Source organism: Pseudomonas poae, from assembly GCF_001439785.1.
Classification (GTDB): domain Bacteria; phylum Pseudomonadota; class Gammaproteobacteria; order Pseudomonadales; family Pseudomonadaceae; genus Aquipseudomonas; species Aquipseudomonas poae.
In genome coordinates, this window is sequence record NZ_JYLI01000012.1 from 151,385 (window position 1) to 174,650 (window position 23,266).

Annotated in this window: 18 protein-coding genes, 4 tRNA genes and 1 pseudogene; 11 read left to right on the plus strand and 12 right to left on the minus strand. The window is 59.8% G+C overall.

Translation table 11 applies throughout. The features are described from left to right. Nucleotides 1–8: 8 nt before the first annotated feature. The 10 genes from TU75_RS16040 to TU75_RS16085 all read right to left on the minus strand — a co-directional run bounded on the left by TU75_RS16040 (nt 9) and on the right by TU75_RS16085 (nt 9,412). Nucleotides 9–1,883 (minus strand): SurA N-terminal domain-containing protein, encoded by a 1,875-nt coding sequence (locus TU75_RS16040; protein ID WP_015372461.1) that lies wholly within the window; start codon nt 1,881–1,883, stop codon nt 9–11. A 229-nt stretch (nt 1,884–2,112) separates the two neighbouring features. Beyond that, nucleotides 2,113–2,400 (minus strand): HU family DNA-binding protein, encoded by a 288-nt coding sequence (locus TU75_RS16045; protein ID WP_221034285.1) that lies wholly within the window; start codon nt 2,398–2,400, stop codon nt 2,113–2,115. A gap of 134 nt (nt 2,401–2,534) precedes the next feature. After that, nucleotides 2,535–4,931 (minus strand): endopeptidase La, encoded by a 2,397-nt coding sequence (gene lon / locus TU75_RS16050; protein WP_060549483.1) that lies wholly within the window; start codon nt 4,929–4,931, stop codon nt 2,535–2,537. A 172-nt stretch (nt 4,932–5,103) separates the two neighbouring features. Further along, nucleotides 5,104–6,387, minus strand: a complete 1,284-nt coding sequence (gene clpX, locus TU75_RS16055) for an ATP-dependent Clp protease ATP-binding subunit ClpX (protein ID WP_003238279.1) — start codon at nt 6,385–6,387, stop codon at nt 5,104–5,106. A 112-nt stretch (nt 6,388–6,499) separates the two neighbouring features. Beyond that, nucleotides 6,500–7,135: an ATP-dependent Clp endopeptidase proteolytic subunit ClpP gene (clpP, locus tag TU75_RS16060; RefSeq protein ID WP_003238276.1), complete on the minus strand. Its 636-nt coding sequence runs from the start codon at nt 7,133–7,135 to the stop codon at nt 6,500–6,502. A gap of 91 nt (nt 7,136–7,226) precedes the next feature. Further along, nucleotides 7,227–8,537 (minus strand): trigger factor, encoded by a 1,311-nt coding sequence (tig, locus tag TU75_RS16065; protein WP_003238273.1) that lies wholly within the window; start codon nt 8,535–8,537, stop codon nt 7,227–7,229. A 397-nt stretch (nt 8,538–8,934) separates the two neighbouring features. Further along, a tRNA-His gene (locus tag TU75_RS16070) sits at nt 8,935–9,010 on the minus strand. Between the two features lie 76 nt (nt 9,011–9,086). After that, a tRNA-Leu gene (locus TU75_RS16075) sits at nt 9,087–9,171 on the minus strand. A gap of 56 nt (nt 9,172–9,227) precedes the next feature. Further along, a tRNA-His gene (locus TU75_RS16080) sits at nt 9,228–9,303 on the minus strand. 32 nt (nt 9,304–9,335) lie between these two features. Next, nucleotides 9,336–9,412: transfer RNA gene (locus tag TU75_RS16085), tRNA-Arg, on the minus strand. A gap of 276 nt (nt 9,413–9,688) precedes the next feature. On the opposite strand from TU75_RS16085, the gene folD reads away from it, so the two are divergent. Both folD and pbpG read left to right on the plus strand, forming a co-directional pair. Then, a complete protein-coding gene (gene folD / locus TU75_RS16090; RefSeq protein WP_015372462.1) occupies nt 9,689–10,543 on the plus strand; it encodes a bifunctional methylenetetrahydrofolate dehydrogenase/methenyltetrahydrofolate cyclohydrolase FolD in 855 nt (284 codons plus the stop codon). A 208-nt stretch (nt 10,544–10,751) separates the two neighbouring features. After that, complete coding sequence (pbpG, locus tag TU75_RS16095) at nt 10,752–11,675, plus strand: D-alanyl-D-alanine endopeptidase (protein WP_003238270.1); 924 nt, start codon at nt 10,752–10,754, stop codon at nt 11,673–11,675. A gap of 216 nt (nt 11,676–11,891) precedes the next feature. Here pbpG and TU75_RS16100 read toward each other — a convergent pair whose 3' ends face one another. Next, nucleotides 11,892–12,542 carry a peptidase C39 family protein gene (locus tag TU75_RS16100; RefSeq protein WP_414860455.1) on the minus strand — a complete coding sequence of 217 codons (651 nt, stop codon included), beginning with the start codon at nt 12,540–12,542 and terminating at the stop codon, nt 11,892–11,894. Between the two features lie 187 nt (nt 12,543–12,729). Between TU75_RS16100 and TU75_RS27665 the strand changes: the two genes are divergently transcribed. After that, nucleotides 12,730–12,897 carry a hypothetical protein gene (locus tag TU75_RS27665; RefSeq protein WP_163001008.1) on the plus strand — a complete coding sequence of 56 codons (168 nt, stop codon included), beginning with the start codon at nt 12,730–12,732 and terminating at the stop codon, nt 12,895–12,897. Here TU75_RS27665 and TU75_RS16105 read toward each other — a convergent pair. Further along, the gene (locus TU75_RS16105) at nt 12,878–13,282 is read right to left on the minus strand and encodes a PA0061/PA0062 family lipoprotein (protein WP_003238265.1); all 405 of its coding nucleotides are present in this window, start codon (nt 13,280–13,282) and stop codon (nt 12,878–12,880) included. The genes TU75_RS27665 and TU75_RS16105 overlap by 20 nt on opposite strands. Nucleotides 13,283–13,474: 192 nt before the next feature. On the opposite strand from TU75_RS16105, the gene TU75_RS16110 reads away from it, so the two are divergent. The 8 genes and pseudogenes from TU75_RS16110 (at nt 13,475) to TU75_RS16145 (ending at nt 23,266) form a co-directional block, all read left to right on the plus strand. After that, nucleotides 13,475–16,696, plus strand: coding sequence for an efflux RND transporter permease subunit (locus tag TU75_RS16110; protein ID WP_060549485.1), 3,222 nt, complete (start codon nt 13,475–13,477; stop codon nt 16,694–16,696). Next, entirely contained in the window at nt 16,686–17,849 is a 1,164-nt protein-coding gene (locus TU75_RS16115) for an efflux RND transporter periplasmic adaptor subunit (protein ID WP_060549486.1), read from the plus strand. The genes TU75_RS16110 and TU75_RS16115 overlap by 11 nt, the downstream gene beginning before the upstream one ends. Continuing rightward, the gene (locus TU75_RS16120; protein WP_414860454.1) at nt 17,839–19,242 is read left to right on the plus strand and encodes an efflux transporter outer membrane subunit; all 1,404 of its coding nucleotides are present in this window, start codon (nt 17,839–17,841) and stop codon (nt 19,240–19,242) included. Before TU75_RS16115 ends, TU75_RS16120 begins: the two co-directional genes overlap by 11 nt. A gap of 126 nt (nt 19,243–19,368) precedes the next feature. Further along, a pseudogene (locus tag TU75_RS26705) lies at nt 19,369–19,494 on the plus strand (REP-associated tyrosine transposase); the annotation flags it as partial. 112 nt (nt 19,495–19,606) lie between these two features. Beyond that, nucleotides 19,607–19,972 carry a copper homeostasis periplasmic binding protein CopC gene (gene copC / locus TU75_RS16130; RefSeq protein WP_003238255.1) on the plus strand — a complete coding sequence of 122 codons (366 nt, stop codon included), beginning with the start codon at nt 19,607–19,609 and terminating at the stop codon, nt 19,970–19,972. Between the two features lie 3 nt (nt 19,973–19,975). Next, nucleotides 19,976–20,830 carry a copper homeostasis membrane protein CopD gene (gene copD / locus TU75_RS16135; protein ID WP_060549488.1) on the plus strand — a complete coding sequence of 285 codons (855 nt, stop codon included), beginning with the start codon at nt 19,976–19,978 and terminating at the stop codon, nt 20,828–20,830. Between the two features lie 182 nt (nt 20,831–21,012). Further along, complete coding sequence (locus TU75_RS16140; protein ID WP_003238251.1) at nt 21,013–22,275, plus strand: OprD family porin; 1,263 nt, start codon at nt 21,013–21,015, stop codon at nt 22,273–22,275. Between the two features lie 172 nt (nt 22,276–22,447). After that, nucleotides 22,448–23,266, plus strand: a complete 819-nt coding sequence (locus TU75_RS16145) for an NAD-dependent epimerase/dehydratase family protein (protein ID WP_003238249.1) — start codon at nt 22,448–22,450, stop codon at nt 23,264–23,266.

Below are 23,266 nucleotides of genomic sequence, written 5' to 3' on the forward strand. Positions count from 1 at the left end.
AGCCGACATCAGTACTTCTTGATGTCCGCCTGGGTTTCCAACTGCTTGCGGTACGCCGCGAAGTCCTGCTGGCCGATACGGGAAGCAAGGAAGCGACGGTATTGCGCCTTTTCTTCATCCGTTGGGGCAGCAGCTTCGTTGACACCGTTCAAGCGCACCAGCACCAGGCTGCCGTCAGCCAGAGTCACGGTGGTGAAGGTAGGCTTGTCCTTGGCCGCAGGCTTGGGCATGCGGAACAGGGCCTGCAGCACGGCCGGATCGATCCCTTCCTGGCTACGGGTAGCCGCTTCGGTGACTTTCCAGGCCTGACCATCAATAGGCTGGTTCAGCGCGGTCTTGCCATCACGCAGGCTGGCGATCAATTCGTCAGCGTGAGTTTTGGCAGCGGCGATTGCGCGCTCCTTGGTCATCTGTGCACGAATCGCGTCCGCCACTTTTTCCAGCGGCAGTTGCGCAGGCTTCAGGTGTTCCTTGGCACGCAGCACGATGATGGTTTCAGGGTCCAGCTCGATGGCGCTGCTGTTGGCGCCTTCATCCAGCACTTCCGGGCTGAACGCAGCGGTCACGACGGCACGGTTGGCCGCAACACCTTCGCCACCCTCACGGCCAAACGGCGCGGAGGTGTGCACGGCAAGCTTCAGGTCCGACGCTGGCTGGGCCAGATCGGAGGCTTCGAAAGCCGCATCTTCCAGTTGCTTGGTGGCTTCGACATAACGCTGCTCAACCTGCTGGGTCTTCAGCTCGCGGGTCAGCTTGTCTTTCAGGCTGGCAAACGTCGGTACTTGCGGTGCCTCAACGCCGAGCAGCTTGATCAGGTGCCATCCGAACGCACTGCGCACCGGCGCCGAAACCTGGTCCTTGTTCAAGGCGTACAAGGCGGTTTCGAAGTCCGGATCATAGACGCCAGGGCCAGCAAAGCCCAGATCGCCGCCGTTGTTGGCCGAACCCGGATCCTGGGAGAACTCCTTGGCCAGGGCCTCGAACTTCTCACCCTTGGCCAAACGTGCCTGAATCTCTTCGATCTTGGCCTTGGCCTGCGCCTCGGTGACCTTGTCGTTGACTTCAATCAGGATATGCGCGGCACGACGCTGTTCGGAGAGGTTGGCGATTTCTTTCTGATAGGCCGCCTGCAACTCATCATCCTTGACCGTGACCTGGTCGAAGAAGGACGACTTTTTCAGTTCCAGATAGTCGATGACCACCTGATCTGGCGTCATGAACTCCTTGGCGTGCTGGTCGTAGTAGGCTTTGACCTCGTCGTCGGTGAGCTTCACCGCCGCAGGGTCTGCCTTGATGCCGACGGTGGCGAAATCGCGGGTCTGTTTTTCCAGACGGGCGAATGCAAGCACTTCGGCGTCGGTCACGAAACCACTGCCGGCGATGCCTGCGCGAACCTGGCCGATCAGCATTTCCTGAGTCAGCATCTGACGGAACTGCAGCCGGGTGTAGCCCAGTTGACGGATTACCTGGTCAAAGCGCTCGGCGCTGAACTTGCCGTCCACCTGGAATTCAGGGGTCTGCAGGATCACCTGGTCCAGAGCCGCTTCAGAGAAGCCGAACTTGGAATCCGCCGCGCCTTGCAGCAGCAGCTTGCGATCGATCAGGCCCTTGAGCGCCGCTTCGCGCAGCAGTTTCTCGTCGAGCATGGAAGCATCGAAATCCTTGCCCAGCTGTTGCATCAGCTGGCGCCGTTGCATGTCGACAGCCTGACTCAGTTCGGTCTGGGTGATTTCGTCACCGTTGACCTTGGCCACGTCCTGTTTGTTGTTGGTCGAAGCCTGAAAAATGGCCTCGATACCGGTGAACGCCATCAATGCGACGATGATCCCGATAATGGTCTTGGCAATCCAGCCTTGTGAATTGTCCCTGATATTTTGCAGCATGCGTCCCCCAGAAACGGTTGAACTTCAAAAATTGGCAACCGTGGAGCGTGGGTAGAATCCGGATAGAAGAAAGGCGCATCCGAGGATGCGCCTTCTCGTAACTGGCGGAGCGGACGGGGGTTTGAACCCACACCCCCGGCGTGCGACCCAATGGATACGTGGGTCAGCTGCCGCTCCGCTGCCAGACCAGACTTGCGTCTGGCCCGGGTAGGCAAGGCGTGAACGAAGCTTAGTTAACGGCTTCTTTCAGAGCTTTACCGGCTTTGAAACCTGGTTTTTTGGCAGCCGCAATTTGCAGTGCTTTGCCAGTCTGTGGGTTACGGCCAGTGCGGGCTGGGCGATCAGTCACGGAGAATGTACCGAAGCCGACCAGGACCACGGAGTCGCCGGCCTTCAGAGCGCCAGTGACGGATTCGATCACTGCGTCCAGCGCACGGCCGGCAGCAGCTTTCGGGATATCAGCGGATGCAGCGATAGCATCAATCAGTTCCGACTTGTTCACTCTAAGTCCCCTTATATATCTATTGAGTATGATTCTAAGTTTTTTTGTAACAGCAAAAAACGGTGCTGAATGGCCTACAGACACTTAAGAGCCGCTTTATAACAAGGGCTCTAAAAAACTGTCAAGGAAACCCCCAAGGCTTCAACACATTAATGCGTGCTAATTCTTTCCTTGGAATCAGACTCGCGTTTTTCATCCTTGGCGACTATCTCCGGAGCCACATCCGGCAAGGGCTCGGGCGCGTATTGCAGCGCAATTTGCAGGACTTCGTCAATCCATTTAACCGGTTTAATCTGAAGATCCTGCTTGATATTGTCAGGAATTTCCTTCAAGTCGCGAACATTCTCTTCAGGAATGATCACCGTCTTGATGCCGCCCCGGTGTGCCGCAAGCAATTTCTCTTTAAGGCCACCAATGGCCAGTACCTGACCGCGAAGGGTAATTTCCCCGGTCATGGCGACATCGGCGCGTACCGGAATTCCGGTCAGGGCCGAGACCAGCGCTGTGCACATGCCTACGCCGGCACTGGGGCCGTCCTTCGGGGTCGCGCCTTCCGGCATATGGATGTGGGTGTCGTGCTTCTCGTGGAAGTTCAGAGGGATCCCCAGACTGCGAGCGCGGCTTCTCACGACGGTCTGCGCGGCAGTGATGGACTCGACCATAACATCCCCCAGAGAACCGGTCTTGATCAACTGCCCCTTGCCCGGAATGACCGCCGCTTCGATGGTCAGCAGTTCGCCGCCCACCTGGGTCCATGCCAGCCCAGTCACCTGGCCGACCTGATCCTGCTGCTCGGCCAGCCCGTAGCGGAATTTACGCACACCGAGGAAGTGCTCCAGAGAGTCGGACGAAACCTTCACCGAGAAGCGTTTTTCCAGCGCATGCTCCTTAACCGCCTTGCGACAGATTTTCGCAATCTGGCGCTCAAGGCCCCGTACACCGGCCTCGCGGGTGTAGTAACGCACGATGTCGCGAATCGCTTCGACCTCGAGCTCGATCTCACCTTTTTTCAGGCCATTGGCCGAGGTCTGCTTGGGCGCAAGGTACTTGACCGCAATATTGATCTTCTCGTCTTCGGTGTAACCCGGCAGACGAATCACCTCCATCCTGTCCAGCAGCGCCGGCGGAATATTCATGGAGTTGGAGGTGCACAAAAACATGACGTCGGACAGGTCGTAGTCGACTTCGAGGTAATGGTCGTTGAAGTTGTGGTTCTGCTCTGGATCGAGCACTTCCAGCAACGCCGATGCCGGATCGCCACGCATGTCGCTGCCCATCTTGTCGATTTCATCAAGCAGGAACAGCGGGTTGCGCACCCCGACTTTCGTCATCTTCTGAATCAATCTTCCTGGCATCGAACCGATGTAGGTACGGCGATGACCACGAATTTCCGCTTCGTCACGCACGCCACCAAGAGCCATGCGCACGAATTTACGATTGGTGGCACTGGCAATCGACTCGGCCAGGGACGTTTTACCCACGCCGGGTGGACCGACGAGGCACAACACCGGACCGCGAATCTTCTTCACGCGCTTTTGCACGGCGAGGTATTCGAGGATGCGTTCTTTGACCTCTTCGAGACCATAGTGGTCGGCATCCAGGATTTCTTCGGCGCGGGTCAGGTCCAGGCGTACCTTGGTCTGAGCCTTCCACGGCACCTGCACCAGCCAGTCGATATAGGAGCGCACCACGGTAGCTTCAGCCGACATCGGTGACATCTGCTTGAGCTTGTTCAGCTCGGCGGTCGCTTTGGTCAGTGCATCCTTGGGCAGGCCAGCGGCATCGATGCGCTTTTTCAGCTCTTCGATCTCGTTGTGGCCTTCTTCGCCGTCGCCGAGTTCTTTCTGAATGGCCTTCATCTGCTCATTCAGGTAGTACTCGCGCTGGCTGCGCTCCATCTGCTTCTTCACGCGGCCGCGGATGCGTTTTTCGACCTGCAACAGATCAATTTCGGCATCCAGCAGCGCCAGCACGTGTTCGACACGGGCCGACAGATCGATAATTTCGAGGATGTCCTGCTTCTGTTCGATCTTCAGCGCCATGTGCGCGGCCATGGTGTCGACCAGACGGCTCGGCTCATCAATGCTGTTGAGGGACGACAACACTTCAGCCGGGACTTTCTTGCCCAACTGCACATACTGCTCGAACTGCGAGAGCAGGCTGCGCACGAAAACTTCTGACTCGCGCTCAGGCGCTTCGACTTCGTCAATCAGCGCCACTTCAGCGCGCAGGTGACCGTCCACTTCCATGAAGCGCTCGACCGCACCGCGCTGCTCACCTTCCACCAGCACCTTGACGGTGCCATCGGGCAGCTTGAGCAGTTGCAGGACGGTGGCAATGGTGCCGACGCGATACAGGGCGTCTTCGCCCGGATCATCATCAGCAGGATTTTTCTGGGCCAACAGCAGGATCTGCTTGTCGCCCGTCATCGCGGCCTCGAGGGCTTCGATAGACTTCTCGCGCCCCACGAACAGCGGGATAACCATGTGCGGATAAACGACGACATCACGCAACGGCAGGAGAGGCAATTCAATGGTTGTCTTCATGATTTCGCCTCTATGACAGTTGAAAAATAAGCATGGAACCAAGATGGGGGCTGCATGCAAAAAAAACAAGCTTATTGCCAGCAGTTAAACGCGGTAAACGCTCGCAGCTAAAAACCCAGCCAAAACAAAGGGGCCCCTGGAGGCCCCTTGTTTGTATCGTGACTGCAAACGCTTACGCGTCTGGCGCAGCCTTGGCAGTCGGCTCACTGTTTTCATAGATATACAGTGGCTTGGACTTGCCTTCTATAACGCTTTCGTCGATCACCACTTTACTCACTTCGGACTGCGAAGGAATTTCGTACATGGTGTCGAGCAACACGCCTTCGAGGATCGAGCGCAGACCACGTGCACCGGTCTTGCGCTCCAGTGCCCGCTTGGCCACCGATTTGAGCGCGTCGGTACGGAACTCCAGGTCTACACCTTCCATCTCGAACAGCTTGGCGTACTGCTTGGTCAGGGCGTTTTTCGGCTCGGTGAGGATCTGAATCAAAGCAGCCTCATCCAGCTCGTCCAGCGTGGCCAGGACCGGCAAACGACCGACGAATTCCGGAATGAGACCGAACTTGACCAGATCGTCAGGCTCGACTTCACGCAGGGACTCGCCCACCTTCTTGCCTTCTTCCTTGCTGCGCACTTCTGCACTGAAACCGATGCCGCCACGGGTGGAACGCTGCTGGATAACCTTCTCCAGACCCGAAAATGCACCGCCACAGATGAACAGAATGTTGCGCGTATCCACCTGAAGGAATTCCTGCTGCGGATGCTTGCGGCCGCCTTGTGGCGGTACGGAAGCAACCGTGCCTTCGATCAACTTCAACAGGGCCTGCTGCACGCCTTCGCCGGAAACGTCCCGGGTGATCGACGGGTTATCCGACTTGCGTGAAATCTTGTCGATTTCGTCGATGTAGACGATACCCATCTGGGCCTTTTCCACATCGTAGTCGCACTTCTGCAACAGCTTCTGAATGATGTTCTCGACGTCCTCGCCCACGTAGCCGGCTTCGGTGAGGGTGGTGGCGTCGGCGATGGTAAACGGAACGTTCAGCAGACGGGCCAGGGTCTCTGCAAGCAGGGTTTTACCCGAGCCTGTAGGACCGATCAGCAGGATGTTGCTCTTGCCGAGTTCGACTTCGTCGCCTTTCTTGTCACGCTGGTTCAGACGCTTGTAGTGGTTGTATACCGCTACGGCCAGAACCTTCTTTGCACGCTCTTGACCGATGACATATTGGTCAAGGATGCCGCTGATTTCTTTGGGCGATGGCAGTTTATGCGCGCTGCTTTCGGCCTGGGCTTCCTGCACCTCCTCGCGGATGATGTCATTGCACAGGTCGACGCACTCGTCGCAGATAAACACCGAGGGACCGGCAATCAATTTGCGTACTTCATGCTGGCTTTTGCCACAGAAGGAGCAATAGAGCAGCTTGCCGTTGTCCTCGCCGTTGCGGGTGTCAGTCATTCGTTCGATCCAAATTCGATAGGCTTGCAACACAAGATGAAGGCTTACGCGGGCTTTTTCAAGCCCGCCGATGATCGGACAAACCGATCAGCCTTGTTTTGCGCCGCTTATATTAGGCTGGGCGCTTTTCGATCACGGCGTCGATCAACCCGTACGCACGTGCGGCTTCGGCGCTCATGAAGTTGTCGCGGTTGGTGTCGCGTTCGATTTCTTCCAGGGTGTGACCGCTGTGCTTGGCCATCAACGTGTTGAGGCGCTCGCGAATGAAGAGAATCTCCTTGGCGTGAATTTCGATGTCCGACGCCTGGCCCTGGAAACCACCCAGTGGCTGGTGAATCATCACACGCGAGTTCGGCAGGCAGAAACGCTTGCCTTCGGCACCCGCGGTCAGCAGAAAGGCGCCCATGCTGCAGGCCTGGCCGATGCAGGTGGTCGACACGTTCGGCTTGATGAACTGCATGGTGTCGTAGATCGACATGCCTGCAGTTACCGAACCGCCTGGGGAGTTGATGTACAGATGGATGTCCTTGTCCGGGTTTTCCGCTTCAAGGAACAGCAGCTGCGCACAGATCAGATTGGCCATGTAGTCCTCTACTGGACCAACCAGAAAGATCACTCGCTCCTTGAGCAGGCGCGAGTAGATGTCATAGGCGCGTTCGCCACGAGCGGATTGCTCGACAACCATCGGGACCAGGCCGCCTGCGGCCTGGATATCAGAGTTCTGCTGAATATAGGAATTACGGAACATGCTCTGCAGTTACTCCCAAATAGTCATGTCTTGAAAACGCATAAGCCAGCGCGAGGCTGGCTTATGGTTGAATTTCCAACGAGTTGGACAATCAGTCGGCTTGTGCTGCTTCCGCCGGTTTGACTGCTTCTTCGTAAGAGACCGTCTTATCGGTCACCTTAGCCTTCTGCAGAACAGTATCCACAACTTGTTCTTCCAGCACAACCGAACGTACTTCGTTCAGTTGCTGGTCGTTCTTGTAGTACCAAGACACAACCTGCTCAGGCTCCTGGTAGGCCGAAGCCATTTCCTGGATCATTTCACGTACGCGATCTTCATCAGGCTTGAGGTCGAATTGCTTGACCACTTCAGCCACGACCAGACCCAGTACAACGCGACGCTTGGCTTGCTCTTCGAACAGCTCGGCCGGCAGTTGATCAGGCTTGACGTTGCCGCCGAACTGTTGAACAGCCTGTACGCGCAGACGGTCCACTTCGTTGGACAGCAGGGCCTTTGGCACTTCGATCGGGTTGGCGGCCAGCAGACCGTCCATGACCTGGTTCTTGACCTTGGACTTGATGGCCTGACGCAGCTCACGCTCCATGTTCTTGCGAACTTCGGTGCGGAAGCCTTCGATGCCGGTTTCCTTGATGCCGAATTGAGCGAAGAACTCTTCGTTCAGCTCAGGCAGCTTGGGCTCGGACACGGTGTTGACCGTTACGGTGAATTCGGCGGCTTTACCAGCCAGGTCCAGGTTCTGGTAGTCAGCCGGGAATTCCAGGTTCAGCACGCGTTCTTCGCCGGCCTTGGCGCCAACCAGACCGTCTTCAAAACCCGGGATCATGCGGTTGGAGCCCAGCACCAGTTGAGTACCCTTGGCCGAGCCGCCAGCGAATGCTTCGCCGTCAACCTTGCCCACGAAATCGATGTTCAACTGGTCTTCGTTCTGTGCGGCACGTTCGGCCACTTCAAAACGGGTGTTCTGCTTGCGCAGGATGTCCAGCATGTTATCCAGATCGGCATCAGCCACTTCAGCGCTCAGGCGCTCGATTTCGATACCGTCAAAACCGGCAACTTCGAACTCGGGGAACACTTCGAATACGGCAACGTATTCCAGGTCCTTGCCAGCTTCCAGGGACTTGGGCTCGATGGAAGGCGAGCCAGCCGGATTCAGCTTTTGCTCAACGACAGCTTCATAGAAGGAAGCCTGGATCACGTCACCTACCGCTTCCTGACGCGCATCAGCACCAAAACGGCGCTTGATTTCGCTCATTGGCACTTTGCCTGGACGGAAACCAGCGATCTTGGCTTTTTGGGCGGTCTGCTGCAGACGCTTGTTGACCGCAGTCTCGATACGCTCAGCCGGCACGGTGATGCTCATGCGGCGCTCGAGAGCAGTAGTATTTTCAACAGAAACTTGCATGGATATTCCTCGTTGCACAGACATTAGCCGGCCATTTCCGACCCCAATCAAGGGCATGCATTCTAGTGGGTCAAACTCAAGAAGTCACCCTGCTGGAAATACGCGCGAAAACAGCCGCCGTTTTATCGGTACGAAGGCACTGATGGACTTCGCCCCGGTGACAAATAAAGCCAATCGCGCCAGGGCTCTGCGCCGCCTCTTCTATATAAAGAAAAGGCCATTCATCTCCCTGACGACCCTCCCTGCGAACAGGGACGGCAGGCAGCGCAGCAGCATCGAGACACATAAAAACGATGAAGCGCCCTGCCCTTGCGACCCATTACCTGCAGTCGCCGAATACTCGAACCGCCAAAACCAAAAAAGGCGCCAGACTGTTAAATCTGGCGCCTTTCGAATATGGGGTGGACGAAGGGGATCGAACCCTCGACAACGGGAGTCACAATCCCGTGCTCTACCAACTGAGCTACGCCCACCATCTTGCATCGACGAAGCACTCAAACAACTTCTTCGTCTGGCCTCATCACGCCCTGGGGCCTGATGACGCTTGATTGGTGCGGATGAAGAGACTCGAACTCTTACGCCTCGCGGCGCTGGAACCTAAATCCAGTGTGTCTACCAATTCCACCACATCCGCGCTTGCAGCTCTTAAAGCAAAGGCGCCAGATGATTAATCTGGCGCCTTTCAAAATATGGGGTGGACGAAGGGGATCGAACCCTCGACAACGGGAGTCACAATCCCGTGCTCTACCAACTGAGCTACGCCCACCATATAGCGCTACTTGTGCCAAAGCTGCCTAATGGCGCACCCGGCAGGACTCGAACCTGCGACCATCCGCTTAGAAGGCGGATGCTCTATCCAGCTGAGCTACGGGCGCCTTATTAATCTGTACTCTTGGAGGATTACAAACTAAGTGCTTTCCAGCCTTGCAGAACAACGATTCTGCTCGACCTTCTTAACCAGTGCTAGGCTGTGCCCGACAAGTGCGACGAATAGTATAGAGGGCCCGGAAACCCGTCAAATCTTTTTTGAAAAAAACTGATTTTATTTAAGGGCTTAGGGCAATTTGCGGACCAAGCGCCTTTGCCCTCACGCCTCGGCGTGCGAGAATGCGCGCACTTTTCTTCCCCCTCTCGATGGTTAATCACGCGTAATGACTGCACAACTTATCGACGGCAAATCAATCGCCGCCAGCCTGCGCCAGCAGATCGCCAAACGCGTTACCGAGCGTCGCGAGCAAGGCCTGCGCACGCCGGGCCTCGCGGTGATCCTGGTGGGCAGCGATCCTGCCTCTCAGGTTTATGTCTCGCACAAGCGTAAAGACTGTGAAGAGGTCGGCTTTATTTCCAAGGCCTACGACTTGCCCAGCGACACCACTCAACAGGCCCTTACCGACCTGATTGACGGCCTCAACGAAGACCCGGGCATCGACGGCATCCTGCTGCAACTGCCACTGCCCGAGCACCTGGACGCGTCCAAACTGCTCGAACGCATCCGCCCGGACAAGGACGTCGACGGTTTCCACCCTTATAACGTCGGCCGTCTGGCCCAACGTATCCCGCTGCTGCGCCCGTGCACCCCCAAAGGCATCATGACGCTGCTCGAAAGCACCGGCATCGACCTCTACGGTCTCGATGCGGTGGTGGTGGGTGCCTCCAACATCGTCGGTCGCCCGATGGCAATGGAGCTGCTGCTGGCCGGCTGCACCGTCACCGTTACCCACCGTTTCACCAGGGATCTTGCCGGCCATGTCGGTCGTGCCGACCTGGTCGTGGTCGCCGCCGGCAAGCCGGGCCTGGTGAAAGGTGAATGGATCAAGCCAGGCGCCATCGTCATTGACGTAGGCATCAACCGCCAGGACGACGGCAAGCTGGTCGGCGATGTGGTGTATGACACCGCCCTGCCCCGTGCCGGCTGGATCACGCCGGTGCCGGGTGGCGTAGGTCCAATGACCCGCGCATGCCTGTTGGAAAATACGTTGTACGCCGCAGAGACCCTGCACGGCTAATAACCTCGCGTACTGAAAAAGCCTCGCCTTATCGCGGGGCTTTTTATTGTCCGTAGAAAAACTGTTTTTTGTTATTTTTTAAGCACTTTCGTCTGGTTCTGGAAGAACATTCGACAGTTATCCATCCATACTCCTAGAATGTAACGTCATTTTTCTTACCAGCCGTTTCCCCAACGGTCTTTCATTACTTTTTAGCGAGTTCACCCGCGTGAAAATTCGTCTCTCTCTTGTCAGTCTGTTTTTCGCTTTGACAGGCACATTCGCCCACGCCGCCGAAACCACCCAGGCCCCGCGTGATACGTCCAAACTGCAGATCGCTTCCGGCAGCGCCATGCTGGTGGACCTGCAGACCAATAAAGTCATCTATTCCAGCAACCCCGACGTCGTGGTGCCTATCGCCTCGGTGAGCAAGCTGATGACCGGCCTGATCGTGCTGGAAGCCAAGCAGAACATGGACGAGTACATCGATATCAACATCACCGACACGCCGGAGATGAAAGGCGTGTTCTCCCGCGTCAAAATCGGCAGCCAGATGCCGCGCAAGGAAATGCTGCTGATCGCCCTGATGTCCTCGGAAAACCGCGCCGCCGCGAGCCTGGCGCACCACTATCCGGGAGGTTACGCAGCGTTTATCGCGGCGATGAACGCCAAGGCCAAGGCGCTGGGCATGACCAGCACCCATTATGTGGAGCCCACCGGCCTGTCGATCCACAACGTGTCGACCGCCCGCGACCTGAGCAAGCTGCTGGCTGCCGCACGGCATTACCCGCTGCTCAGCCAGTTGAGCACCACCAAGGAAAAGACTGTGTCGTTCCGCAAGCCCAACTACACACTGGGCTTCTCCAACACCGACCACCTGATCAACCGCGCCAACTGGGACATCAAGCTGACCAAGACCGGCTTCACCAACCAGGCCGGCCACTGCCTGGTGCTGGTGACCAGCATGGGCAACCGTCCGGTGTCGCTGGTGATCCTGGATGCGTTCGGCAAATTCACTCACTTTGCCGATGCCGGCCGTATTCGCAATTGGGTCGAGACCGGCAAGAGCGGCTCGGTGCCCGATGTGGCGCTGCGCTACAAGGCTGACAAGAATCTGAAAAGCCGCCCGAATGCGGCGCATGTACAGCGCTGAATAATGCAGCAAGTTCCAATTCAGGAACAGTTCCAGATGAGGAGGGGAGCTTGCCCGCGAAAGCGGTGGGTCAGTCACTATCAATGTTTGCCGGGGCGACGCCTTCGCTGGCAAGCCAGCTCCCACATTTGATCTTCGTTACTTTGAGCATCGCGTTCGCTTAACTGAACGGCATGGGGGCTTGCCCCCTCCCACACTCATTTGCATGCCAACATTCTATTTATGTTCGGCCAACACTTTGAGCGCCTGAGCCGCTGCCTGCTCCTGCCCGGCCTCGGCGGTGGCATTGGCGGCGTCGCGCCAACGCTGCGCATCGACATTTGCCGGCAACTGACTCGGACGTTGGGTCAGGATTGCCCAGCTTCCGGCGCTGCTCCATTTTGATTCGAAATCACTGAAGTCCATCAACAGACGCCGGTTCATGCCCGAGCGCAGCAGCACCGTGCTTTTCTGCTGGTTGAAGCCGACCACCACCACATACCGCGCGTCCGACCACAGCCCGCCACCGAGGCGCGCCATCACCGGGTAACCGGCAGCCACCTGCGCCAGCACGGCCGTCAGCCTTGCGTCCAGCGGGTACACCATCAGCCCGTATTCACGCGCCAGCACCTGCATGTTGCGCGCAAGGTCGGCCTCGGCGCCGGGCAGATGCAACGGCTTATCCAGCAGTCCCGGTGTCATCACAATGCCTTGTTGCGACAGCATGCTGGCCAATGCCGTGGGACCGCTTTGATAGGCCTCGCTGCGAAAGGTCGGCACGCCGTTGAGTTCCATGCGTTCCGGCAGGCCTGCCAGTTTCGAGGGATGGGAGGAACACGCCGCCAGCCCCACTGCACAGGCCAGCCACAAGACAGGTTTCAGGTTCAAGGGTAACCGCAATTTTCTACTCTCTGATCAACCGCCAATGAGGGCACAAATCATAGCCCAATCACGGCTGTGGTTATGCAAACGAGTTGGATGGCATGACCATTGGTCAACAACAGGCAACCGTCACGTAGCCAGGCTGTCAACCAAGAAGACCGAGTGTGCCCCGTGCGGGCAAGAGGAGGCCGGAATGAGCCTTGTAACAACCATTGCGATGTTGATCTGCGGTTGGCTGGCGGTGGCCGCCGCCATGTTGTGGGGGGTATTGCGCATTGCCCGTCGGCACCATCACCCCCACGCCACACCCGTAAAGCCGCAAAAGGCGCGGTGCGCCACGCCTAGCCAGGCATGCAACTGAAGTCCTGAGTCGCCGCAACCTCTTTGCCGTGCCCATCCATCAGTGTTGCGCGCACGGTTGTGCCCAGACTGGACTCCACCAGCGTGTAGTGCTCGCCCGCCTTGAAATGCCTGTACTCGACCCTACCCTGGCAGTCCTGCTGATTGTCGTCGCCCGCCGGCTCCTCGAACAACGTCACGTCGAGCCGATGATCTCCCGGTGTCACTTCAAAAAAGCGCCCGTCGTCCACCCGCTTGCCATCCACCCGCTCGGCCATCAGATCATTTGGGGTTTCTTCCTTCAAGCCGATCCACGCATCGCCCGGATCAGCCTTGGGGAGCGGGCCGGCGCAGGCCGACAGCAATACAGCGACAACAGGCATCAAGCACAGCGTTTTCAATGACATGACAGAACTCCGGAAAAGACAGTTGCGATGGGCAACAAGCTTGAAGAGCGGTCGTTTGCAGAACAAATGAATACGGATGAAGCAATGTTAAGCCGCTGACTAAATCTTCCTTCATCTGGCTGAAAGGTGCGTGTTAGGCGGGTCGCCCGAGACTGCCGGGGTTTGCAATCCCGCCTTTTTGGAGAGTCACGCATGCTCGGGCTGGTAAAGACCGCACTGCACAAGCCGTACACCTTCATCGTGTTGGCCATCGTCATCTGCATCATCGGGCCGATGGCGGCCCTGCGTACCCCCACAGATGTGTTCCCGGATATCGGCATCCCCGTGGTTGCGGTGGTGTGGCAATACAACGGCCTGTCGCCGGACGCCATGGCCGGTCGGGTGATCTACACCTATGAGCGCGCGTTGAGCACCACCGTCAACGACATCGAACATATCGAATCGCAATCGCTGCCCGGCATGGGCATCGTCAAAATTTTCTTCCAGACCGGCGTGGATATCCGCACCGCCAACGCCCAGGTCACCGCCGTCTCACAGACCGTGCTCAAGCAAATGCCGCCGGGCATCACGCCGCCGCTGATCCTCAACTACAGCGCCTCCACGGTGCCGATCCTGCAAATGGCGTTTTCCAGCCCCAGTCTCTCCGAAGCGAGGATTCGCGACCTGGTGCAGAACGCTATCCGCTTGCCCCTGAGCGCCCTGCCCGGCCTGGCTATGCCCACCCCCATGGGCGGCAGGCAACGCCAGATCACCCTTGACCTGGACCCACAGGCCCTGGCCGCCAAAGGCCTGTCGGCACAGGACGTGGGCACGGCCCTGGCACTGCAGAACCAGATCATCCCGGTGGGCACCGCCAAGCTGGGGCCCAACGAATACACGGTCCTGCTCAACAACAGCCCCAAGGCCATCGACGAACTCAACGACCTGCCGATCAAGACCGTCGACGGCGCGCTGATCACCATCGGTCAGGTGGCCCACGTGCGCGACGGCTCGCCGCCGCAGACCAACATCGTGCGCGTCGACGGCCATCGCGCAGTGCTGATGCCGGCGCTGAAAAACGGCAGCATCTCGACCCTGTCGATCATCGACGGCATCCGTAAAATGCTGCCACGCATCAACGAAACCCTGCCGCCGTCGCTGAAGACTTCGCTGCTGGGTGACGCCTCGGTGTTCGTCAAGCAATCAGTGGGCAGCGTGGCCCAGGAAGGCATCATCGCCGCGCTGCTGACCAGCGCGATGATCCTGCTGTTCCTCGGCAGCTGGCGCTCCACCGTGATCATCGCCGCGTCGATTCCCCTCGCCGTGCTCTCGGCCATCGCGCTGCTGGCGGTCAGCGGGCAAACGCTCAACGTCATGACCCTTGGCGGCTTGGCATTGGCGGTAGGGATTCTGGTGGACGACGCCACGGTGACCATCGAAAACATCAACTGGCACCTGGAACAGGGCAAGGCGGTGAAGACCGCGATCCTTGACGGCGCCGCGCAGATCGTCGGTCCGGCCTTCGTTTCGCTGCTGTGCATCTGCATCGTGTTCGTGCCGATGTTTCTGCTGCAAGGCATCGCCGGCTATCTGTTCCGGCCGATGGCGCTGGCGGTGATGTTCGCCATGGCCAGCTCGTTCATCCTCTCGCGCACCCTGGTGCCGACCCTGGCGATGTATCTGCTCAAGCCACACGCGCCGGAGCCGGGCCCAGGCCATCATCCGGAAGATGCCTTCATCAATCACCATGAGGGCGAGCATCACCCGCAGCCGCGCCATGCGATGCTGCAATCGGTGGTGAATGTCCAGCAGGGCTTCGAGCGACGCTTTTCGAACCTGCGCGATACCTACCATGGCCTGCTGACGCTTGCCCTGGGCCAGCGCAAACGCTTTATCGCAGGCTTTCTCGCGTGCGTGCTGGCCTCGTTCCTGCTGCTGCCGAGCCTGGGCGAGGACTTCTTCCCCGCCACCGACGCCGGTGCCCTGGCGCTTCACGTGCGCCTGCCGCTGGGCACGCGCATCGAAGAAAGCGCCGCCGCGTTCGACCGCATTGAAGCGCGCATTCGCCAAGTGATTCCGGCCACTGAGCTGGACACCATCGTCGACAATATCGGCATTCCGCTCAGCGGCATCGACATGGCCTACAGCAGCAGCGGCACCATCGGCCCGCAGGACGGCGATATTCAGGTCAGCCTGAAAAAGGATCACGCACCCAGCGCCGACTACATCAAACAACTGCGCGAAACCCTGCCCCGAAGCTTCCCCGGCAGCCACTTCGCGTTCCTGCCCGCAGACATCAGCAGCCAGATCCTCAACTTCGGCACGCCGGCGCCGCTGGACATTAAAATCTCCGGGCGCAGCGATGCCGAAAACCGCGCCTATGCGGTGGAACTTGAGCGGCGCCTGCAGCATGTGCCGGGCATTGCCGACCTGCGTCTGCAGCAGTCCACCGGCTATCCGTCGCTGCAGGTGAATGTCGACCGGCTGCGCGCCAATGGCCTGGGCATCACGGAAAAGGACGTGACCAACAGCATGGTGGCGTCGCTGGCCGGCAGCTCCCAGGTGGCGCCGACGTTCTGGCTCAACCCGGCCAATGGCGTGTCGTATTCGATTGTGGCGGCAACGCCGCAGTACCGCCTCGACAGCTTGCCGGCGCTCGAAGCACTGCCGGTGACCGGCACCGACGGCCAGTCGCAGATCCTCGCCGGTGTCGCCAGCATTTCCCGCACTCACAGCCCGGCCGTGGTGACCCACTACAACATCCAGCCAACGCTGGACCTCTACGCCAACGTGCAAGGCCGTGACCTCGGCGGCGTCGCCCGTGACGTACAAACCGTACTGGATGACACCGCGCACCTGCGCCCCAAAGGCGCGACGATCAGCCTGCACGGGCAGATCGACGCGCTGCACGAAGCCTTCACCGGCTTGAGCGTCGGCCTGCTCGGCGCAGTGCTGCTGATCTACCTGCTGATCGTGGTCAACTTCCAGTCCTGGGCCGACCCCTTCGTGATCATCACCGCCTTGCCGGCCGCGCTGGCCGGCATCGTGTGGATGCTGTTCCTCAGCGGCACATCGCTGTCGGTGCCGGCACTCACCGGCGCGATCCTGTGCATGGGCGTGGCGACGGCCAATTCGATCCTGGTGGTGAGCTTCTGCCGTGAGCGCCTGGCCGTGCATGGCGATGCGTTGAAGGCCGCACTCGAGGCCGGCTACACACGCTTTCGCCCGGTGTGCATGACCGCCCTGGCGATGATCATCGGCATGCTGCCCCTGGCCCTGTCCCAGGAGCAAAACGCGCCCCTGGGCCGTGCCGTCATTGGCGGCCTGATCTGCGCCACCGTCGCCACCCTGCTATTCGTTCCCGTGGTTTTCAGCCTGGTCCACGGACGCCACCCTACTCGCGCCACTGCTGGAGAAACCCCTCATGTCGTCTGATCACACCCCCTCGCGCAAGCGCTTGATGCTCCTGGGCGTCGGCGGCCTGACCCTGGCCGCCCTGTTGGTCGCCCACGGTCTGCACGCGCGCGCACTGCACGCGCGCTCGGTCAGCGCCTGGACCGAAACCGCTGCCATCGCACAGGTCAGGGTGGTGCAACCCCAACGCAACGCCGCCGGCGATACCCTACGCTTGCCCGCGCACCTGGAGGCCTGGAGCAAGGCGCCGATCCATGCGCGGGTCAGCGGCTACCTCAAGGACTGGAAAGTCGATATCGGCAGCCGGGTCAAGGCCGGGCAGGTGCTCGCCGACATCGACAGCCCGGACCTGGACCAGCAATTGGCGCAAACCCATGCGCAACTGGTCCAGCAACAAGCCAATGCGCGCCTGGCGGCCACCACTGCCACGCGTTGGCAACACCTGCTGGCGAGCCATTCGGTGTCGCGTCAGGAAGCCGATGAGAAAACCTCGGATGCGGCCGCCGCCAAGGCCAATGCCCAGGCCGCCGCAGCCGACTATGCGCGACTGCGCGCACTGGAAAGCTACAAGACCCTGCGCGCACCGTTCGCCGGCACCATCACCGCGCGTAATACCGATATCGGCCAGTTGATCAAGGCCGATACCGACAGCAACCTGGCCTTGTTCAACCTCGCCGACACGCACCAATTGCGCCTGTATGTGCCGGTGCCGCAGAACTACGCGGCGGTTATCCATCCGGGCCTGCACGCCGAGCTGACGGTGCCCGAGCATCCTGGCGAACACTTCAAGGCGCGCTTGGTCGGCGACTCCACCGCCATCGACCGCCGTTCCGGTACCCTGCTCGCGCAGTTCGTGGTCGATAACCCAGGCGATGCGTTGCTGCCCGGCGATTACGCCGAAGCCACGCTGCCGGTTCCAGCCGATACCCACGGCGTGAGCATTCCGGCCAGCGCATTGATCTTCCGTGCCCAGGGCACTCAGGTGGCGCTGCTGGATGCGCAGAACCATGTGCACTTGCAGGGCATTCATATCGGCCTCGACCTGGGCGCTCGCCTGGTGATCGATCAAGGGCTCAACTCCGCCGACCGCGTGGTCGACAACCCGCCCGATGCACTGCGCGAGGGCGATCCGGTGCAGCTGGCCGCTACCGCTGGAGGTGCGCATGCGGCGTGAATCGGTGGTGGCGTTGATGCTGCTGGCATTGCAGGGTTGCTCGATGGCGCCGACCTACCAGGTACCGAGGGTCGATCTGCCGGCCGATTACCGCGAGGGCCCCTGGCACAGCGCGCAGCCGTCCGACCGAATGGCGCCGCAGTGGTGGACGTTTTACAACGATGCGCGCCTCAATAGCCTGCAGCAGCAATTGCTCAAGGCCAACCCAGACTTGGCGGCGGCGCTGGCGCATTTCGATGCAGCCCAGGCGTATGCCAGCCAGTTGCACGCAGGACTGTTCCCGCAGATCAACGCCAGCGCGCAGCCGCTGCGCCAACGGCAGTCGGATTCGCGGCCGCTGCGCGGGGGTACGCAGCCGTCGGTGTACAACAGCGATACCGCCGAATTTTCGCTGAGCTACGACCTGGACCTGTGGGGCAAAATCCGCAACCAGGTGGCGGCGGGAGATGCCAAGGCGCACGCGTCGGGGGATGAGCTGGCGGTGGCGAGGTTGAACCTGCAGCACCAGCTGGCAACCTTGTATGTGCAGCTCAATGGATTGGATGTGCAGCGCCGGACTCTTGAGCGTTCGCTGGATGATTTCAGCCAGGCACTGCAACTGACGCGCAACCGCTATGAAGGCCAGATCGCTTCAGAGCTGGACCTGACGCGCGCGCAAAGTCAACTGGCGCAGGCCAGGGCGCAGCTGGATGAAGTGCGCGGGCAGCGCAACCTCACCGAACATGCCATCGGTGAGCTGGTGGGTGTGACGGCCAGTGATTTCTCCCTGCCGCCCAGCCCGCACTTGATCGCCCTGCCGCTGATTCCTGCGCAACTGCCGAGCCACCTACTGCAACGTCGCCCCGACATAGCGGCAGCGGAGCGTCGTGTGTTTGCGGCCAATGCGAATATTGGTGTAGCCAGAGCGGCGTGGTACCCGGATTTCAGCTTGACCGGCCTGATCGGCGGACAGACACAGGGCGTTGGCAACCTGCTATATGCCGGCAATCGTTACTGGGCGCTGGGACCGCTGGTCAACCTGCCGATCTTCAACGGCGGGCGCTTGAGCGCCAATGAGCGCCAGGCCAAAGCCGAGTTCGAAGAAGCCTCGGCGCAGTATCGCAGCCAGGTGCTGAAAGCCGTGCGCGAGGTGGAAGACAACCTGGCGCAACTGCGCGACTTGCAGCGCCAGGCCGAGGATGAACAAGCGGCAGCGGATGCGGCGCAGCACACCCAGACGCTGGCAATGAACAGCTATCAGGCAGGCGCGGTGAGTTACCTGGAAGTGGTGACCGCACAGACCGCGGCATTGCAAGCGCAGCGAGCGTTGCAGGCAGCACAGACGCGGCAGTTGCAGGCGAGCGTGGGGCTACTCACCGCGCTCGGCGGTGGCTGGGAACCAGGCACGTTTTAATGCTCAACACAGCTCCAAATGTGGAAGGGGCTGCTACCGATAGCGTTGAGTCAGTTGATACACGTGTGGCTGACCCACCGCCATCGGGAGCAAGCCCTTCCAGACACATCCTGCCAAAAGCCTGCCGATCAAGCTCAGCGACAGCAGGATGACCTTGTGAAAACGGCCAGGCATGTGGTGGCCAATCCCCTGCGGGCGGGGCTGGTGGATCGAATCGGCGACTACCCGCTGTGGGACGCCGTTTGGCTGTAGCGCCTTCGCCTACCTTTTTTGCCCTCATTTCAGGCTTAAACACGAACCCCCACTCACAGACTTATCCGAAACTTCGTACACTGCCTGCCCTACTCCTTGATTGGTATGAACAATGTTGATCAAAAAAGCCCTCACCACCGTCGCGCTGCTGGCCTCCCTGCTGGGCGCGGCGTCAGCCTTCGCCCACGCGCACCTGAAAAGCTCGCAGCCTGCGGCAGACAGCAGCGTCGCAGCGCCCAAGGAGCTGCGCCTGACGTTCACCGAAGGCGTCGAAGCCACGTTCACCAAAGTCTCACTGAGCAAGGACGGCACCGAAATCGCGATCAAAGGCCTGGACACACCGGATAAAGACAAGAAGGTGCTGGTCGTGACACCCGCTGCGCCGCTGGCGGCCGGCAACTACAAGGTGGTGTGGAACGCCGTCTCCGTCGACACCCACAAGAGCAACGGTGAATACAGCTTCAAGGTCGGCCAATAATCCATGGCGACGCTGCTGGTGCTGTGCCGTTTCGTGCATTTCATCGTCGTGCTGCTGATGTTCGGTGCCTGCGCGTTCAGGCCCTGGCTGCTGGGCACGCACGCGCAACCGGCGCTGGACCGGCAACTGCTGCGCATCACCCGTGGCCTGGCCTGGCTGGGGCTCGGTTCGGGCGTAGTGTGGTTGTTGTTGATCACCGCGAGCATGGCCGGCACCTGGGACGCCGCCCTGCAACCGGCGACGGTGCAACTGGTGCTGGGCAAGACGTTCTTCGGCCAAGTCTGGATCTGGCATCTATTGCTGAACCTGCTGCTCGTGATCGCGCTGATCAAACCCTGGCCGGTGCTGCGCCTGCCATTGCTTGCGCTGTTACTGGCGACCCTTGCACCGGTGGGCCACGGCGCGATGCTCGACGGACTCAGCGGGCAGTTGCTGATCCTCAATCAGGTGGTGCACCTGGTGTGCGTCGGCGCCTGGCTCGGGGGTTTACTGTTGTTGGTGCTGATACTGCGCTCGCCAACGCCGGCACTGGCATCGATCCTGCGGCGCTTCAGCGGCGTCGGTTATGGTGTGGTGGCCGGCCTGCTTGTGACGGGCCTGATCAACGTGCGCGTACTCACCGGACAACTGTGGCCTACGCCGTTGTTCAGCGGGTTCGCGCTGATTTTGTTGATCAAGGTGCTGCTGGTGCTCGGCATGCTGGGGCTGGCGTTGCTGAACCGTTTGCGCCTTAAGCATTGCGAACAGCGCGTGAGCGCGCTGAAAGCCAGCATCATGCTGGAATGGTTACTCGGTATTTCAGCGGTGGCGGCGGTTTCCCTGCTGGGCACCCTTCCGCCCATGACCATGACTGGCTGATTCAACACGTCTATCAAACCCACCGCAGCCAACAGTGAGACGGCCTCACCTCAAACAATTTGTTTAGTCATCGTATAACTTCCGCTTGACACCCCCCGAAAACCCCGCAAATATCCGCCCTAATGTTGTACGACAACGTATGACAAATAATAAAAACAACAAAAGAAAAAGGGAGCTTCACTGTGAGTCAATTCGCCCGCGCTACCTCCTCGCACCTCGGTCTCATCAGCTTCGCCAGTCTTACGTTCACGCTGCCCCTCGTCGCCCAGGCCGATGGCTTTCTCGACGACGCCAAGGCCTCGCTGAACTTGCGTAACGCCTACTTCAACCGCAACTTCACCAACCCGGCCAACCCCCAGGCCAAGGCTGAGGAGTGGACGCAGAACTTCATTCTTGATGCTAAGTCCGGCTTCACCCAGGGCACCGTGGGTTTCGGCCTGGATGTGCTGGGCCTGTACTCGCAGAAGCTCGACGGCGGCAAAGGCACCGCCGGCACGCAACTGCTGCCGGTGCACAGCGATGGCCGTCCGGCCGACAACTTCGGGCGCCTGGGCGTGGCGCTGAAAACCCGGCTGTCGAAGACCGAACTGAAGGTCGGTGAATGGATGCCGGTGTTGCCGATTCTGCGCTCCGACGACGGCCGCTCCCTGCCGCAAACCTTTCGCGGCGGCCAGGTCACCTCCAACGAGATCGCCGGCCTGACGCTCTACGGCGGCCAGTTTCGCGGCAACAGCCCGCGCAACGACGCGAGCATGGAAGACATGTTCATGAACGGCAAAGCGGCGTTCACCTCCGACCGCTTCAACTTCGGCGGCGGCGAGTACGCCTTCAACGACAAGCGCACCCAGGTCGGCCTGTGGTACGCCGAACTCAGCGATATCTACCAGCAGCAATACCTCAACCTCACCCACAGCCAGCCTGTGGGCGACTGGACCCTGGGGGCCAATCTCGGTTTCTTCAACGGCAAGGAAGACGGCAGCGCACTGGCCGGCGATCTGGACAACAAAACCGTGTCCGCGCTGTTCTCCGCCAAATACCAGGGCCACACCTTCTACGTCGGTCTGCAGAAACTCACCGGCGACAGCGTGTGGATGCGCGTCAACGGCACCAGCGGCGGAACCCTGGCCAACGACAGCTATAACTCCAGCTACGACAACGCCAAGGAAAAATCCTGGCAGGTGCGGCATGACTTCAACTTCGTCGTGCTGGGCGTGCCGGGGCTGACCTTGATGAACCGCTACATCAGCGGCAGCAACGTGCACACCGGGGCGATCACCGATGGCAAGGAATGGGGACGCGAGTCCGAACTGGCCTATACCGTACAAAGCGGTGCGCTGAAGAACCTGAATGTGCGCTGGCGCAACTCGACCATGCGTCGGGATTTCAGCACCAACGAGTTCGATGAAAACCGGCTGTTTGTGAGCTATCCGATTTCCCTGCTGTAACACTCAACCTCCCTTTCACAGCAAATCCCCTGTGGGAGGGAGCAAGCCCCCTCCCACATTTTGCGCCTCACTGTGCTTTCATTCTGTCTGCAAGAACGTTGACAAGCCGGTGAAACCCTAACGATACTTCGGCAAAGTCATACGACAACCTACAACAATAAATGGGACCTTCATGACCACCACCTCCGCCCCCGTTCCATTCAACCGCCTGCTGATCACTGGCGCCGCCGGCGGCCTGGGCAAAGTACTGCGCGAGCGCATGCGCCCTTACGCCCAGGTGCTGCGCCTGTCGGACATCGCCGACATGGCCCCCGCCGCCGCCCATGAAGAAGTGCACCCTTGCGACCTCGCCGATAAACAAGCCGTGCACCATCTGGTGGAAGGTGTCGACGCCATCCTGCATTTTGGTGGTGTGTCGGTTGAACGATCGTTCGAAGAAGTACTCGGCGCCAATATCAGCGGGATTTTTCATATCTACGAAGCCGCCCGCCGCCATGGCGTGAAGCGCGTGATCTTCGCCAGCTCCAACCACGTGATTGGGTTCTACAAACAGGGCGAGCCACTCGACGCCCACTCGCCGCGCCGCCCGGACAGCTACTACGGCCTGTCCAAGTCCTACGGCGAAGACATGGCCAGTTTCTACTTCGACCGCTACGGCATCGAGACCGTGAGCATCCGCATCGGCTCCTCGTTTCCCGAACCACAGAACCGCCGGATGATGCACACCTGGCTCAGCTTCGACGACCTGACCCAACTGCTCGAACGCGCGCTGTATACGCCAAACGTCGGCCACACGGTGGTGTACGGCATGTCCAATAACCTCGACACCTGGTGGGACAACCGCTACGCCGCTCACCTGGGCTTTGCTCCCAAAGACAGCTCCGAAGTGTTCCGCGCCCACGTGGAAAAACAACCGCCCGTGCCTGCCGATGACCCGGCGGCGGTGTATCAGGGCGGTGCGTTCTGCGCGGCCGGGCCGTTCGGTGACTGA

Excerpts from the sequence above, each read along its gene's own strand:
- folD (WP_015372462.1), top strand. The coding sequence starts at position 9,689 with ATGACTGCACAACTTATCGACGGCAAATCAATCGCCGCCAGCCTGCGC.
- lon (WP_060549483.1), bottom strand. The coding sequence starts at position 4,931 with ATGAAGACAACCATTGAATTGCCTCTCCTGCCGTTGCGTGATGTCGTC.
- copD (WP_060549488.1), top strand. The coding sequence starts at position 19,976 with ATGGCGACGCTGCTGGTGCTGTGCCGTTTCGTGCATTTCATCGTCGTG.
- clpX (WP_003238279.1), bottom strand. The coding sequence starts at position 6,387 with ATGACTGACACCCGCAACGGCGAGGACAACGGCAAGCTGCTCTATTGC.
- clpP (WP_003238276.1), bottom strand. The coding sequence starts at position 7,135 with ATGTTCCGTAATTCCTATATTCAGCAGAACTCTGATATCCAGGCCGCA.
- TU75_RS27665 (WP_163001008.1), top strand. The coding sequence starts at position 12,730 with ATGAGCCTTGTAACAACCATTGCGATGTTGATCTGCGGTTGGCTGGCG.
- TU75_RS16145 (WP_003238249.1), top strand. The coding sequence starts at position 22,448 with ATGACCACCACCTCCGCCCCCGTTCCATTCAACCGCCTGCTGATCACT.
- TU75_RS16105 (WP_003238265.1), bottom strand. The coding sequence starts at position 13,282 with ATGTCATTGAAAACGCTGTGCTTGATGCCTGTTGTCGCTGTATTGCTG.
- tig (WP_003238273.1), bottom strand. The coding sequence starts at position 8,537 with ATGCAAGTTTCTGTTGAAAATACTACTGCTCTCGAGCGCCGCATGAGC.
- TU75_RS16040 (WP_015372461.1), bottom strand. The coding sequence starts at position 1,883 with ATGCTGCAAAATATCAGGGACAATTCACAAGGCTGGATTGCCAAGACC.
- TU75_RS16120 (WP_414860454.1), top strand. The coding sequence starts at position 17,839 with ATGCGGCGTGAATCGGTGGTGGCGTTGATGCTGCTGGCATTGCAGGGT.
- copC (WP_003238255.1), top strand. The coding sequence starts at position 19,607 with ATGTTGATCAAAAAAGCCCTCACCACCGTCGCGCTGCTGGCCTCCCTG.
- TU75_RS16115 (WP_060549486.1), top strand. The coding sequence starts at position 16,686 with ATGTCGTCTGATCACACCCCCTCGCGCAAGCGCTTGATGCTCCTGGGC.
- TU75_RS16110 (WP_060549485.1), top strand. The coding sequence starts at position 13,475 with ATGCTCGGGCTGGTAAAGACCGCACTGCACAAGCCGTACACCTTCATC.